Here is a 15,472-nt window from a genome sequence, read left to right as displayed (position 1 = left end):
CTGCCTCCAGGAGGTCGGACCGCCGCGCAAGGCGGTGCGGAGAAACCCTATCGGCGCGCTCAACGGCTTGGCCGCCGCGAATCGCTGCCGGTGACTGTCGAGTTGCTGCATACGCATTCTCATGATTGTTATGCCGTCGATGCCGGGCCCCATCGTGCGGTGAAGGCGCAGCGAAGGCCGAGACCCGCAGTCTAACCAACTCGTGCGCCAATTTCGAAACGTTAGTGATTTGTAAGATTTTCCGGCGGTTACAACGTTCGGGCCGGATGGACCGCGAGCATCGGCCGCGGTGTGCAATGCATCGCAGAAATGCTTGTTTGCGTGCACGCTTCCAACTGTCTAGATTGGAAGGGGTCAACGCCTCGCGAGGAGTCCGCCATGTCGAAGCTGTCGATGCTGTGCGTGCCGGCGTGGTTCGCGCGGCGCGGCCGGACGAACCATCCGCCGCCCACGCCTCAAGCCGATGAGCCCGAACTGCGCGACGCGTCGCGCGAAACCGAGCACCTCGAACGAATCGCCACGTATGCACGGGCCGGTTACTTCAATATGGGCTACACGCCCGACATGTTTCCGCTAGTGGGCGATCTGCCACCGCATTGAGCCGCACCCCGCGGCTACGCGCGCTCCTGCGCCGCGCTTTCCTCTGCGAAACCCGCTGTGCCGCCCAGGGTGCCGGTGGGCCGGAACTCGCTGGGCGGCACGCCCAGTTCGCGGCGGAACATGTCGCTGAAGCTGCTGGGGAGATAGCCCAGCATGCGCGCCACGGCGTTCACGGGCTCGCCTTGCGCGAGGCGCGACAGCGCGAGGGCGAGCTGCACCTGGCGGCGCCATTCAGCAAACCCCATGCCAAGCTCGCGCGTGAAGAGCCGCGCGAGCGTGCGCACGCTCGCGCCCACCCATGCCGCGTGCTGTTCGAAGCCGATATCGGCCGACGGATTGTCGATCACCGCGCGGCACAGCGTGGCGAGGCGGCGGTCGGACGCATCGGGCAGCGGGATGCGCAGCGTGGAGCGCGGCGCCTGGGCGAGTTCGATCGATGCGAGGCGATAGGCCGCGTCGAGCCAGGCGTCGTCCTCGGGTGCGCGTTCCGCGAGGCCCGTGATGAGTTCGCGCAGCAGGCCGTTGACCTCGAACACTTCGCACCGCTCGCTCAGGTGCCGGCTGTCGCGCTCGTGCAGATAGAGATTGCGCATCTCGACGGCGCTCAGCATGTGAATGGCGTGCTGCGTGCCGGGCGGCAGCCACACGGCACGCTGCGGCGGCACGACGAGCGCCTCGCGCTCCACCTCGACCCACATCACGCCGGAGACGGCGTACAGCACCTGTGCCCATGTATGCGTGTGCGGCTCGATCCGGAGGCCGCGCGGGTATTGGCGAGCGAGCGAACGGCCGCGCCCGGGCTCGTCGTCGAGTTCGGGCGGCGCGGCTTGGGGCATCGTGGGTCTCCGGGTACAGGTGAGGCGTGCGTGCCTCGTATGACGATCGTCACGCTAGCATGGTTGGACGTGTGCCGGAAGCACGGCCGTGGCGCCGCCGCGGTGCGCCAGGCACCGGGAATATGAGACGATTGCCGGAACGCGCGGCAGCGCCCTGTATTTTCCGTCCATGAACGCACCCGCCCCCGTACTGCAAGACGAAGACCCGCTCGGCCTCTACACCCGCGGCGACGGCCGCGCATGCGAATGGTGGCGCGTCACGCGTTCCGGGCGCGCACACATGTACCGCATCGAGCACGGCCAGGGCAAGGACGATGCGGTCGGTGAAGTCGACATCGACACCGAAATCGATCTGGACAACCTCGAAGCGAAATTGCTCAAGTGGCGTCGCGAGGGCTTCGTTTCCGAAGCGCAGCGCGCCGATGAAGCGCGAGCTGCACAGGCGGGCAGCACATTTTCCGTGGCCTTGCAACGGGCCGCCGAAGCGGCGCGCGAGGCCAAAGCGGCTCGCGCCAGGACGCAAGCCCACCCAGCCGCCGTGCGCATCGGCAGTGTAGACCTGCCGCGTGGCGAGCCGAACGCGCTCGTGCCGCGTGTGAACGCGGCCTACCTCTTCGCCGAACGCGGCGACGACATCGTTCAGGACATCGTAGAAAATCGCCGCGTCATGCTGATCGGCCATACGGGTTCGGGCAAGACAAGCTTCATCGAGCAGGTGGCGGCGCGCGCGGACTATGGCGTGCTGCGCGCGAACATGAACGGCCAGACCACCATCGGCGACTTCGTCGGCTTCTGGACCGTGAAGGGCGGCGAGACAACCTGGGTGGACGGCGTGCTGCCCGTGGCGATGCGCGAGGGCTACTGGCTGATCATCGACGAACTCGATTTCGCCGAGCCGTCCATTCTTGCCGTGCTCACCGCCGTGCTGGAACCGAACGGCCGCCTGCTGCTCAAGGAACGCGGCAACGAAATCGTCGAGCCGCATCCGTCGTTCCGCCTCTTCGCCACCGCGAACGCCGCGGGCGCGATGAGCGCGTATCGCCATCTGTATCAGGGCGCGAATCTGCTCAACGAGGCATTTCTCGACCGCTGGCGCGTCTACCTGTTCGACTATCTCTCACTTGAAGAGGAAACCGAAGTATTGCTGCGCACGCTGCCGATGCTCACGCGGCCGCTCGCGCGCACACTCGCTGCCATCGCCGCCGACTGCCGGACTGCGTTCGCCCGCGAAGATCTTGCGAGCGCGTTCTCCACGAGACGCCTGATCGACTGGGCCGAACTCATGCTGCGCACCGGCGATGTCGAACGTGCGGCGGGGCCGGCGATCTACGCGAAGGTGAGCGCGGACGATGCGGCGCTCATCCGCAGCGTCATCCGGCATCACGTCGTCTTCCACGCGTGAGTGCGGAGGCGCCTGTGTCGAGCTTGCAGGACGAAACAGCGAGTTTGACGGCGAGCGCCGATCCCGCGGGCGCGCTCGGCCGCCTGGCGCGGGTGCTGACCGGCGACTCGCGCGTGAGCGTGACGTTCGGCGCGGGCGAGCCGCGCGTGGAAGGCGAACGCTTCGTGCTGCCCGCGCGCCTCGCGAATGATGGCGCAGACGAAGCCGCACTGCTCGGCGCGCTCGACTTGCTGGCCGCGCGCCATCGCTACAGCGAGGTGACGCGTCTCGACACGCCGCAAGCCGGCGTGACGGGACGCATTGCGCAGGCGATCGAGGACCGTCGCGTGCTCGCGCAACTCGCGCGGGCGTTCCCCGGTGCGCAACGCTACACGCAAAGCTGGCGTACGCAGCGCGGCGAGGCAGTCTCGCGACGCTGGTCGAAACTGCTGTGGCGCGAGCGCCTTGTCTGGGCGATCGAGCGTGCGCTGTGGGATGAAGCGCCGGGCGTGCTGGAGCGCGATGCCGCGGCGCTTGCTGCCGCGCTGCGCGCGATCGACGTTGAGCTCGGCGCGGCCCGCGCGAGCCAGTCGACGCGCGCGAGCCTGAGCGCCGCCGCGACGATCGTGGCGGGCGTGCGCTCGCTCGCGTCGCGCGGGGCGAACAACATGATGCAGACCGCGGGCCCGCCCGAAGGGCTCGACGACGACCCGGCGCGGCTCGCGCAGGCGCTGGACGAATTCGGCGAGGACGGCGAGGACGACGAGGTCGGACCGCCGGGCGGCGCCGCGCAGCCGGATGACGCCCGCGACGGTGACGGCGGCACGTCAGCACGCGCGCGCGCCGAGTCCGGTTCCGCCGCCGGCGCTCCGCTTTCCGAAGCGGATGCGCCGCTCGCCGCCGCTACGCATCAGCGCTCCACGCCAGGGCGGCCACATTTGTCGATTCCGCTGACCACGGATTACGACGTCGTCACCGATCTCACGGGCCGCGGCGACGCCGCCGCCTGGCGCAGGCTGCGTGCACTGGCGCGCGCGGAGACCGGCGCGCTCAAGACCCAGCTCGAGCGCGTGCTCAAGGCCGACGAACTTACGCACTGGAAGCGCGAGCAGGAGCGCGGCGAGATCGACCGCGCGGCGCTCGCGCGTCTCGCCGCCTCGCGCGGCTATCGCACGCCGTTTCGCGTGGCGCGGCATGCGAGCGGGCGCGACACGGTCGTCACGCTGCTGCTCGACCTGAGCGGCTCGATGGCGGGCCGCAAGATCGAGCTGGCGCGCCTGTGCGCGGCGGCGCTCGCCGATGCGCTCACGCAGCTTGCCTTCGATTCGGAAGTGCTCGGCTACAGCTCGATCGAAGCGCCGGAATTGCGCGCGCGCTGCGAGCGCGCACGCGCGGCCGGTGCCGATCTGCGGGCCTATAACCGCCTCGTCGAGCGGCTGGATCTGCGCGTATTCAAGCGCTTCGACTCACGCGACCTGAGCGGACTCGCGGCCATCGAGTGCGGCCACGAGAACCCCGACGGCGAAGCGCTCGCCTGGGCGGCGGCGCGGCTCGCGCGGCGCAAGGCGCGCCGGCGGCTGCTTTTCGTCCTCTCGGACGGCTATCCATCGACGAGCGACGGCGACCCGGCTGTGTTGCACAGCGACCTGCTCGCTCGCGTGCAGGCGGTCAAGGAGCAGGGCATCGAGCTGGTCGGCATCGGCATACTGGACGATGCCGTCGAGACGTTCTATCCGGATGCCGTGGTGGTGCGCAAGCTGCACGAGCTGCCGGCCACCGCGTTCGCGACGCTGAGCCGCCTGCTAGCGCGCCGGCGGCACTAAAACCGTGCGGGCAACGGCAGCGGCGCTTTCCTTGCCGGACTCGGCGCGTTGCGCTAACTTGAGCGTACAGGCGTTGCGCCGCCTGCCAACCCATCCACCGACGAATAGATACAGGTCATGCCAGGCCGCGATTACCGACCCGTGGATTACGACCGCCTCTACTACCGGCTCGATCTCGAGCCGGGGGCGAGCGAGGCGGACATCAAGCATCACTATCGCCATCTCGCGCAGATCCTGCATCCCGACAAATGGCGGCACCCCACGGCCGCCTCGATGCGCTGGGCCGACGACCAGTTCAAGCGCGTCAAGGAGGCGCGCGAACTGCTCGAGGCGTATTGGTCCGTGCATCACGCGCCGCCGGTGAGCCGCTCCGCGCTGAGTGTGGCGCAGGCCGAGGCGCTGCACGCGCAGATGCAGGCGCTGCTGGCGCAGCGCGAACGCGTGCGCGCCGAGCTGGACGGTCTGCGTGCCGAGCGCACGCGTACCCTGGACGAGCTCCAGCGCATGCGGACCGAACGCGACTCGCTGCACGGCGAACTCACGGGGCTGCGCGACGAAGCGGATGCCGCGCAGCCACTAGATCCGCACGCCGCAATCGAGCCCCAAACCGATGGCGTGCACGCGCGTTCAGGCGGCGTGCGCGATTTCCTGTTTGCGAAATTCGACGACCCGTCGCGGGGCTGGTTGCTGACGCTCTCCGCGAGCGTGTTCGCGTGCGTCGTGATCTTCGTCGTTGCGCACTGGATCGCGGGCTTGCTGCTCGCGCCCATTGCGCGCTTCGAGTTTGGCCGCTGGCTCACGCATATTCTGCAGTGGGCGCTCGTGGCGGGCGGCGTGGTGCTGACGTTCGGCTGGGGTTGGTCGCAGCGCACGCTGTATCGCGCCGCGCGTGCTGGGCGCGAGCACCCGGTGGCTCTGCCCGCCGATGAAACGCGCCTGCGCGTGAGCGCTGCATTGCGTCATGAGGCGCACTACGGAGCGGAGTGGAGCATCGAGTCGTACGAGGCCGCGCCCGACGAAAGGCAATTCGCGCTGCGTGCGGTCATGCGTTTCTCGCCAGGCTCGCAAGCAGGTATGCGACGGCACATGGTGGCGTTCCGCTGCCGGGCCCAGACGACTGGCGCCGCGCAGACGGCGCTCGCGTACGACTTCTCCGTAGCGGCTCCCACGTGGTGGCTCGTACCCGCCGCGCGCGTGGTGCGCGACCTGCGCAAGCGGCTCGACGCCGATCTCGGCGCGCCGCGCTGAAGCGGCAGCGCTGCTTTCAGTCGACGACGAAAAGTTTTGCACCCGTGCAGGTGTACGATGGGTGCACCTTGGCGTTGTCGCACACCTGATAGCTCATGCCGGACGTGAGGACGCGCTTGCGCTGGTTGTCGAGCGTGGTTTCGAGTTTGCCTTCGAGGCAGAACGGAATGCGCCCCTTCTTGCACCAGTGATCCGCGAGGTAGTCCGGCGAATCGTCGACCATACGCACGCGGATCGGGTTCGGGGGTATCCGTTGATTTTTTCGTCGGTACCTCGTACTGATCTGACGAAGGCGAGGCGAGCGCATCGGAGGGAAGCGTCTCGCAACGATCAGTAACGTGTCGGCTGCCATTCGCCAGCCAGTAGACCGTTCCCCTGAAGTCGGGCGCTACCCGCCACTGGTCGTAGACAATGACCGCGACTTCGTTTTCCTGAACAGCGGATTTGTTTGTCGTCGGTATTGCTGGAGCGGCGACAACTACCGATAGTGGGCGTCGCAGGCGCGGTCATTTATGCGCGACGTGACGATGTGCCACTCGGTCTTGATCTAAATCAAATAGTTAGGAATATTTATGGTGAATAGGGCGGGGAATAATTAATCGCGTATTAATGAGATATAAAAAATCATTAAATATTGTCAGGCGACAACCTGAATATGGCTTTTCTGATGGCGATCCAAAGAGACGTCTGCTAGTCTCGTCACCCACACATTTGCAGTGGTTTTTAACGCGACGCCCGATTATTCGTCGCGGTCTTGTGTCGTCATAAAAAACTTGAAACGCCTCGCAACTGGCGGGTCCTCGTTCGGCTTTACAGATATAGGCATGAATAACAACTGTTACCGGCTTGTCTTCAGCAAGCTTCGGGGTATGCTCGTCGCAGTTTCGGAAACCGCAACCGCACACACGACCGGCCATGGCGAAACCGGACAGTCACCCGTGCTTTGTGCAATTACGCTTTTCGCGATGCGTCACGCGGCCTTTGCTTCGCTCGGACTCTTCGGACTGGCGCCGGTTCTCGCGGATGCCCAGATCGTGCCCTCGGGCGCGCACGCGCCGAACGTCGTCAGCACGGCTAATGGCCTGCCCCAGGTGAACGTGACGAAGCCGTCAGGGGCGGGTGTCTCGCTGAACACCTATTCGCAGTTCGATGTGAGCCGTCGCGGCGCGATCCTGAATAACTCGCCCGTCAATGTGAAAACGCAGCTTGCAGGGCAGATATCAGGCAATCCGAATTTCGGGGCGAATGACGCTGCGAAGATCATTGTCAACCAGGTCAACAGCAACAATCCCTCGGTACTCAAAGGATACGTTGAGGTCGCGGGCGCGAAAACCGCCGCTGTCGTGATCGCAAATTCTTCCGGACTTGTCGTTGACGGCGGTGGCTTCATCAATACCTCGAAAGGTATCCTCACCACCGGCAATCCACTTGTCGACGGAAACGGCAACCTTACCGGATTTTCGGTCACGGGCGGAACGATTACTGTCCAGGGCGCAGGCCTGAACGCCTCGAATATCGATGAGGTGGATCTGCTATCGCGTGCGGTACAGGTCAATGCGGCGATATATGCCAATACGCTGAACGTCACGACTGGCTCAAACAACATCGATTATGCGGGCCTGACGCCAGCAGCCATCGCAGGCGGCGGCCCCGCCCCCGGCGTGTCCATCGACGTTTCGCAACTGGGAGGCATGTACAGCGGGGCCATCAAACTTGTCGGGACCGAAAACGGCGTGGGCGTGGCGAACGCCGGTTCCATCGCGGCCCAGGCTGGCGGACTCACGCTGACAACCACTGGGCAACTGGTCCAGAGCGGCCAGATGACGGCCACGGGTAACCTGGGCATCAACGCTGCGGGCGTTGTGAATAGCGGCTCGATCTACGCGCAGCAGAGTACCGCAATCGCGTCCGATGGCGCGGTGTCGAATAGCGGTGTGATTGCGGCACAGCAGAATACGGGCATCAATGCTGCGAGCCTGGCCTCGACCGGCACGCTCGGCGCGGGCGTCAACAACGATGGGTCGGTGGGCAATTCAGGTAACCTGAATATTCAGACATCCGGCCAGTTGAGCGCGGCCGGCGAAAACGTCGCGGGCGGCAGTGCAACACTCTCAGGTAGTGGCGTGAATCTCGCAGGCAGCGAGACGGCGGCGAACGGCGATGTCTCGCTGACGGCAAGGGCGGGCGATTTGAACCTTGCGGGCGCGACGACAGGTGCCGGGGGCTCGGTGGCAGCGAATGCGACGGGCTCGGTCATCAATGACAATGGCACGCTCGCAGGTGGCAGCAGCGTGACGCTCACGGGCGCGAACATCTCGAACCAGGGCGGTCAGGTGTCGGCAGAGGGCCCGCTCGTCGCGCAGGCATCCGGCCAGATCAGCAACCAGGCCGGTTTGATGGTCTCCCAGGGCGCGATGCAGGTTCAGGGCGGCGCCATCGTGAACAGCCGGGGGACCATGCAGGGCGCGGCGGGTATGTCCGTATCGGGGACCTCCGTAGACAATACTGCCGGTCGCATCACGTCCCTCAACGGCGATGGCCTGTCGGTGACGGCCACCGGAGCGATCTCGAACGCGAATGGGACCATTGAGAGCAACGGGCGGGTCGTAGCCGAGGCCGATACGTTCGACAATGCAGGTGGCCTTGTTCGCGGACAAATGGGTCTGACGGCAACGGTTAACGGTGCGCTGAACAATACAAACGGCAGTCTGCTCTCGAATGCCGACCTGAGCCTCGCAAGCGGCACGCTCAACAACAACGGCGGCGAGGTCGGCGCCGTGTCGAACGAGACGATCCAGAGCGGCTCGATGACGAATAGCGGCGGCTCGATTGTTGCACCGAACCTCGCGCTCTCGATCGGCTCCACATTGGACAACTCGAACGGCGACATCGAGGCGAACCAGTTCGCACTCTCCGCGACCGATCTCCTCAATCACGGTGGGACGATCACCCAGTACGGCACGGGGCCGATGGTCTTTAACGTGAGCGGCACGTTCGATAACTCGAATGCCGGCACGTTCCAGACCAACAGCACGAACCTGACGCTTGCCCCTGCTGCCCTAAACAACGATGGCGGCAGGATTATCGATGCGGGAACAGGCATGCTGACGATCACGCCGGGTAATGGCACCGGGTCCCTCTCGAATGCCGGCGGCCAGATCATCATTGCGGGCCAACTGGTGGCGCGGGCTGGCGGGTTGAACAATACGGGCGGCGTCTTTGCGGCGCAGGGCAATATCACGTCGAACGTCACAGGTAACCTGATCAACACGCAGGGGGCAATCCGTTCGCTCGGGTCCATGTCGCTCACGAGCGGCGGCGCGCTGTCCACGACGAACGGACAGATCCAGTCCGGCACGGGCGCAACAGGGGACGCCAGCACGCTCGCCATCCAGGCCTCGTCCATCGACAACACGGGTGGCCTTATCAGCAATCTCGGCACGGGCGATGAAACCTTACAGGGTGGCAGCCAGACCATCAACGGCAATGGCGTCATCACGGGCAGCGGCAGCGTTGCCGTCAACGCCTCGGCGCTCGTGAATACCCAGGGCGCGCAACTGAGCGGTGCAAGCGTCGCGGTGCAGGCAGGCACGATCGATAACAGCAACAGCCTGATCGGCTCCTTTACGGATTCGACCGGCGATGTTGCCGTTACGACAACAGGTGCGATTACCAATACGAACGGGAAAATCGGCGCGACGCATGACCTGACCGTTAACGCGCCAACGCTCCTGGGCGGTGGCGCGTACAGCGCCGCGAATGACGTGGCCGTGAACGTTCAGGGCAATTTCGCACCGACGCCGGATTTCCAGTTCAGCGCTGGTCACAACCTGACCTTCACGCTGCCTGGCACCTTCACCAACACTGCGGCACTTCAGGCAGTCGATAACCTCGACGTCAAGGCGAACGATATCCAGAACAGCGGCGCGATGATGGCAGGCGGTACGCTCACCACGCACTCGACGACGCTCGAAAACATGGGCGCAATGGTCGGCAGCAGCGTTTCGCTCAATGCCACGCAAACGTTGTCGAACGTGGGCCCGACCGCGCTGATCGGTGCGACGGACAGCAATGGCACGCTTGAACTGCTTGCGCCTGACATCGAGAACCGCGACGACACCGCGATGACCGATACGCAGGCGACCACTGCGGTCTACGGTCTCGGCAAGGTCGTGCTGGCGGGCGGGAAAAATGCGGACGGCAGCTACAGGAACGCGAACCTGATCCGCAACCAGTCCGCGCTGATCCAGTCAGCGGGCGACATGGAGCTTGACGCGAACCAGTTCACCAATACCCGCGCGACGATGACGACGACCGGCCTGAACCAGCCCGTCGATACCAGCTTGCTGGCGAGCCTGGGCGTCAGGCTGAGCGGCACCACCGGCCAGGTGAACACACCTTGCCCGTCCTGTATCGGTGGCGTCTACATCGATCCGCCGCACAGCGGCCAGATGAACAGCGACTACGAATACACGACCTATACGGGCACGGCGCTGGGCAATTTCATTGCGTCCATCAGTCCGCAGGCGCAGGTCGTTTCGGGTGGCAGCCTGAATGCCTCGAACGTCGGCCTGTTCCAGAACTTCTGGAGTGCGGTTGCAGCAGCCGGCAACATTGCGATGCCGGTCACGCTCGACCAGGATAGCTGGCAGGGACAGACGGCACCCGGGGTACAGGTGACGTACTCGGGGCTTTACCACTACCGCAACTATGACGGCAGCATTCCCGACTGGACCTACTCATTCTGCGCAAGCGGCTGTAATGCACCGGCAGATATCCGCACCTATGCACTGCCGGGCTACGAATCGACCTTTGTTGCGGGCGGCACGATCACCGGTACGGGCGTCAACATCGACAACACCGCGGGTAACGCGGGTATCCCGTCGCTCGGCCTGGTCCCCGGCCAGTCGCTCGGTGGTGTGAGCGTCGGCGGCGTCACCGGAAATGCGGGCGGGTCGAAAGGAGGTACGGCTTCGGTCGATGGCGGCTCCGGGCTCGTTAATTCCGTGATCGCAAGCGCCACGGCGGTCAACGTCCTCTCCAACCTGACGATTCCCCAGGGTGGCCTGTTCCACCGGAATACCGCGCCGGATGCGCCGTACCTGATCGAGACGAATCCGGCCTTTACGAGCGCGAAATCGTTCATTTCGAGCAACTACTACCTCAACATGCTCGGGCTGAATCCGCAGAACGTGGAAAAGCGCCTTGGCGACGGTCTGTACGAGGCCCAGCTCGTCCAGAACCAGATCACCTCGCTCACCGGCAAGGCGGTCCTCGGTCCCTATACCGACACCCAGGCGATGTATGAGGCGCTGATGGCGGCGGGCGCGGCGCTCGCCGGGCAGCTTGACCTGCCGCTTGGCATGGCCCTGTCAGCCGATCAGGTCGCGGCGCTCACAACCAACGTCGTCATCATGCAGACCGAGGTTGTCGACGGGCAGTCCGTGCTCGTGCCGGTCGTCTACCTTGCGAAGGCGAGCCAGCAGGAGATGAACGGGCCGCTGATTGCGGCGACCGATATCGACCTGAAGAACGCGCAGACCTTCAACAATAGTGGCAATGTTCAGGCCAGCAATACGCTTTCGATCCAGGGCCGGCAGATTGACAACGCGTTTGGTGCGCTCAACAGCGGCGGCCTGATGTCGCTGACGACGACCGGCACTGTAGACCTGACTTCGGCCACCGTGAACGCGGGCAGTCTCGCGCTGAACGCGGGCGGCAACCTGCTTCTCAATACGGCGGTGAATACCTTCAACCAGGTCAGCGACACAGGCGCGACCCGGACCACCACAACGCTCGGGCCCATCGCGAACCTGAATGTGAAGGGCGATGCAGCCATCGTCACGGGCGGCGACTTCGAGCAGAACGGGGCCAACCTCAATGTCGGCGGTAACCTCGGCGTGGCCGTGGGTGGCAACTACGACGTCGGGACCGTACAGACAGGCGAACAGAAAGTCGTATCACGCGCGGGCGGCGTATCGGACACGAACATCAACGAGGCGACCGGCAGCAACGTGAATGTCGGTGGCGTGTCGCAGATCGGCGTGGGTGGGAACCTCACCGCGACGGGCGCGAATATCAACCTTGGCGGTGGCGGTACGGTTGTGGCGAAGGGCGACGTCACGCTTCAGGCAGCAAAGACGACCTCGACGGTAGACAGCAACAGTGCGACCAGCGATCACAACGGCCAATATACCGATTCGCTGCACAAGTCTGACGATACGCTGACGGCGACGACGCTCAACTCCGGGAATTCGCTGACCGTCGCATCGGGCCACGATATCAATATCACGGGTAGCACGGTCAATCTCGACCAGGGAACGGCGACGCTGGTGGCGGCGAATAACGTCAGCATCGGCGCGGCCACGGCGACCCATGTGGATAACTCGACGCAGACGGGCACCCATAGTCATGTGGTGAGTAGCAAGGAGGTATCGAGCAGCCGCGACACGACGACGACCGCCAACCAGGGCAGCACGGTTTCGGCGGATGCGGTGTCGGTCTCCAGCGGAAACGATATCAACGTCGCGGGCAGCACGGTTGTCGGGACGAACGATGTGTCCTTAAGCGCCACGCATGACGTGAACATCACGACGACGCAGGACACCATGCAGTCGTCGGGCACCTATCAGGAAAAACATTCGGGCCTGAGTGCCAGCGGCCTGACCGTTACGGTGGGTACCAGCAAGCTCGCAACGACCGACAGCGAATCGGGCGTCACGAACAACGGAAGCACCGTCGGTTCGCTCAACGGTAGCCTCTCGATTCAGGCGGGCAATACCCTGCATGTCACGGGTAGCGACCTCGTCGCGGCGCAGGACATTACGGGTACGGCGGCCAACGTCATTATCGACTCCGCGACGGATACCTCACATCGGGCGCAGACACAGAAAACGGCCAGCAGCGGGATAACGATCGGCCTCTCGGGCAGCGTGGGCGATGCGATCAACGGCGCATACCAGCAGGGCCAGGCGCTCGCGAGCGGCAACAGCAACGGACGTGCCGAGGCGTTGCATGCGATAGCAGCGGGCGGCGATGCAGCGCTGGCGGGCTATGGTGCGTACGACATGGCGAAGAACGGCATCTCGAACGCGGCCAACGCGCCGAGCGTCGGCGTACAGGTCAGCGTTGGGTCGAGCAAAAGCCAGAGCCAGTCGTCGGAGGATCAGACGATCCAGGCGGGCTCGAACGTTCAGGCAGGCGGTACTGCCGCTTTTGTGGCAACCGGCAGCGGTGCGCCCGGTAGCGGCAACCTGACAATCGCCGGTTCGAGCGTCAGCGCGAACGACGTCGTTCTCGCCGCAAAGAATCAGGTCAATATCGTCAATACGACGAATACCGATGTCACGCAAAGCACGAACAGTTCCAGCAGCGCGAGCGTCGGTGTGTCGTACGGGACGCAGGGTTTCGGTGTCTCGGCGTCGATGTCCAACGCACACGGCGACGCGAACAGCAACGCGGCGATCCAGAACGCTTCACATGTCAACGGGGCGAATGGCGTGACGGTCGTCTCGGGCGGCGATACGAATATCATCGGCTCGCAGCTCAACGGTAACCAGGTGACCGCGCAGGTCGGCGGTAACCTCAATATCGGGAGCGTTCAGGATACGACCGTGAGCACCGCGCACCAGAGCAGCGTGGGTGGCGGAATTAGCATCAGCCAGGCAGGAGGGAGCGCGAGCGTCAGCGCACAGAACGGCCATGCGGATAGCAACTACGCGCAGGTGAACGAACAGGCAGGCATCAATGCGGGCAGCGGCGGATTCGATATCAACGTCAAGGGCAATACGGACCTGACCGGTGCGGTTATTACCAGCACAGCGGACGCGTCGCAGAACAACCTCACGACCGGCACACTGACCTTCAGCGATATCCAGAACCAGTCGCATTACAGTGCCACGAGTGCGGGGATCAGTGCCGGGGTGGGTGTCGGAAATACCGGCAAGGCGACGGGTCCGGGTTCGGTGAGCGGCTCGGGTGGCGGGATTCCGATGGCCCTGAACGAGAGCGGCGACCAGAGTGCGACGACGCGTAGCGCGGTGAGTGCGGGCACGATCAACATCACCAACCAGGCCGCGCAGACGCAGGACATTGCGAATCTGGGCCGCGACACCACGGACACGAACGGGACGGTGTCGAAGACGCCGGACGTGAACCATATCCTGAACCAGCAGGCGGACACGATACAGGCGGCACAGGCGGCAGCCCAGGTGGTGGCGCAGGGGATTGCTGCCTACGCTGATGGAAAGAAGGCCGACGCCCAGAAAGCGGCAGATGCCGCAAAAGCCGCGGGCGACATGGATGCCTACACTGCGGCAATGGCCGATGTGAAGTCGTGGGACGAAGGTGGAACGAACCGCACGGAGCTGCACATTGCAGGCGGCGCACTGCTTGGAGGTCTGGGTGGAGGCGGGATTGGATCGGCAGCGGCAGGCGCTGCGGGCGCGGGCGTGGCGTCGGCGCTGGCTGGCAAGCTGAACGGGCTGGCTGACCAGATTGGCAGTGCGACGGGGTCGATGACGCTGGGCAATGTGGTGTCGAACGTGCTGGCCGGTGCGGGTGGAGCATTGGTGGGCGGGAGCATGGGCGCGTTCACGGGAGCGAATGCGGACCTGTATAACCGCAGCACGGGCAATGCGGCGGGCACGGGTGGCACGGGCAGTCAGTTACTGGACTTTATTGGCGATCAGCTTGCGAGCGCAGGGCGCGGCGCGCAAAATCTGGCGAACCAGTTTGCAGCGCTGGTGAATGCAAACGGGCCGCAGGGGCCGTATGTAAGCCCGGATGACCTGAACGGGCCGGGAGGGAACTCGAAACCACCGGCGACGGGTGGTTCAGCGGTTCCGGTTGCGGTGTGCGTGCCGCCGGTATGTACGGTGGTACCTGCCGTGACGCCGGGAACGCCCGGATACGTTCCGGGGTATGCGACCGGTAATACGACGTTAAATAGCGGCAACGGCGGGGATAACAGTCGTCAAGCTAACCCATCGAAAGCGGACAGTCCTGTTTGGCAAGGTCTTAATAGTGCTGGAAACGGTGTAAAGACAGACGGGAAGCTGTTTTATGAATGGGACTACACGCATAACGATATTGAGGTTTACAACAAACGCGGCGTGCATTTGGGCTCAATGGACCCGGTGACGGGCGATATGTATAAGGACGCCGTTCCCGGTCGAAAGCTCAACAACCGTTAATGCCATGAAAAGACATGATTTGCTGCAAGAACTGATTGAAGGTCTCATCACTGATGCGCAGGCCGAGGACATTTCTGATGAGGTCCTGGCAGATATGGACAGGACTATTCCTGTGCATGACGCCTTAGGTATGTCTCGAAGCGAGTGGACTGCATATGCGCACGGGGTTGAGTTCCAGGAAATCGCGAAATGGCGTGCTCATGGGTGGCCAAATCGGTGCTTCGTCTGCGGGCAGCTAATTAATGTTGAGAACTTTGGATGGCTTGCTCGAGAACACGACGGCCGAATGCAACTGAAACACGTTGTTTGTCCAAAGAAAAATTGAAGTGGCAGTAACAACAAACCCAGCTATCGAGCTGGGTTTGTTGTCTGTGGAGCTGTTCAGTCTGG

The 15,472-nt window shown here is 64.1% G+C and carries 7 protein-coding genes and 1 pseudogene; 6 read left to right on the top strand and 2 right to left on the bottom strand.

Annotated features, from left to right (window positions below):
* Positions 1-378 precede the first annotated feature (378 nt).
* A complete protein-coding gene (locus BHE01S_RS22345; RefSeq protein ID WP_052406055.1) occupies positions 379-600 on the top strand; it encodes a hypothetical protein in 222 nt (73 codons plus the stop codon).
* A gap of 14 nt (positions 601-614) precedes the next feature.
* Here BHE01S_RS22345 and BHE01S_RS22340 read toward each other — a convergent pair whose 3' ends face one another.
* Complete coding sequence (locus tag BHE01S_RS22340; protein WP_042267787.1) at positions 615-1,436, bottom strand: AraC family transcriptional regulator; 822 nt, start codon at positions 1,434-1,436, stop codon at positions 615-617.
* A 169-nt stretch (positions 1,437-1,605) separates the two neighbouring features.
* Here BHE01S_RS22340 and BHE01S_RS22335 point away from each other — a divergent pair, with 169 nt between their 5' ends.
* The 3 genes from BHE01S_RS22335 (at position 1,606) to BHE01S_RS22325 (ending at position 5,888) form a co-directional block, all read left to right on the top strand.
* Positions 1,606-2,838: an AAA family ATPase gene (locus BHE01S_RS22335; RefSeq protein WP_042267785.1), complete on the top strand. Its 1,233-nt coding sequence runs from the start codon at positions 1,606-1,608 to the stop codon at positions 2,836-2,838.
* A gap of 14 nt (positions 2,839-2,852) precedes the next feature.
* Positions 2,853-4,640 carry a cobaltochelatase CobT-related protein gene (locus BHE01S_RS22330; protein WP_245639830.1) on the top strand — a complete coding sequence of 596 codons (1,788 nt, stop codon included), beginning with the start codon at positions 2,853-2,855 and terminating at the stop codon, positions 4,638-4,640.
* A 117-nt stretch (positions 4,641-4,757) separates the two neighbouring features.
* Positions 4,758-5,888: a J domain-containing protein gene (locus BHE01S_RS22325; protein ID WP_042267783.1), complete on the top strand. Its 1,131-nt coding sequence runs from the start codon at positions 4,758-4,760 to the stop codon at positions 5,886-5,888.
* Positions 5,889-5,904: 16 nt separating this feature from the next.
* Here the strand turns inward: BHE01S_RS22325 and BHE01S_RS22320 are convergent.
* Positions 5,905-6,123, bottom strand: a pseudogene (locus BHE01S_RS22320) (DHCW motif cupin fold protein); the annotation flags it as partial.
* 589 nt (positions 6,124-6,712) lie between these two features.
* Between BHE01S_RS22320 and BHE01S_RS22315 the strand changes: the two are divergent.
* Together BHE01S_RS22315 and BHE01S_RS37985 are read left to right on the top strand one after the other, a co-directional pair.
* On the top strand, positions 6,713-15,082 hold the full coding sequence (locus BHE01S_RS22315) for a hemagglutinin repeat-containing protein (protein WP_042267779.1): 8,370 nt from the start codon (positions 6,713-6,715) through the stop codon (positions 15,080-15,082).
* Positions 15,083-15,086: 4 nt separating this feature from the next.
* Positions 15,087-15,407 (top strand): hypothetical protein, encoded by a 321-nt coding sequence (locus BHE01S_RS37985; RefSeq protein WP_157025570.1) that lies wholly within the window; start codon positions 15,087-15,089, stop codon positions 15,405-15,407.
* The last annotated feature ends 65 nt before the right edge of the window (positions 15,408-15,472 follow it).

It is taken from the genome of Paraburkholderia heleia NBRC 101817 (genome assembly GCF_000739775.1).
GTDB classification, from domain to species: Bacteria; Pseudomonadota; Gammaproteobacteria; order Burkholderiales; family Burkholderiaceae; genus Paraburkholderia; species Paraburkholderia heleia.
Note: the sequence above shows the minus strand (reverse complement) of the source record. Positions and strands in the feature narration are given on the sequence as shown.

What these genes read in the sequence shown, in the direction of transcription:
- BHE01S_RS22325 (WP_042267783.1), top strand. Translation starts at nt 4,758, where the DNA reads ATGCCAGGCCGCGATTACCGACCCGTGGATTACGACCGCCTCTACTAC.
- BHE01S_RS22335 (WP_042267785.1), top strand. Translation starts at nt 1,606, where the DNA reads ATGAACGCACCCGCCCCCGTACTGCAAGACGAAGACCCGCTCGGCCTC.
- BHE01S_RS37985 (WP_157025570.1), top strand. Translation starts at nt 15,087, where the DNA reads ATGAAAAGACATGATTTGCTGCAAGAACTGATTGAAGGTCTCATCACT.
- BHE01S_RS22345 (WP_052406055.1), top strand. Translation starts at nt 379, where the DNA reads ATGTCGAAGCTGTCGATGCTGTGCGTGCCGGCGTGGTTCGCGCGGCGC.
- BHE01S_RS22340 (WP_042267787.1), bottom strand. Translation starts at nt 1,436, where the DNA reads ATGCCCCAAGCCGCGCCGCCCGAACTCGACGACGAGCCCGGGCGCGGC.
- BHE01S_RS22315 (WP_042267779.1), top strand. Translation starts at nt 6,713, where the DNA reads ATGAATAACAACTGTTACCGGCTTGTCTTCAGCAAGCTTCGGGGTATG.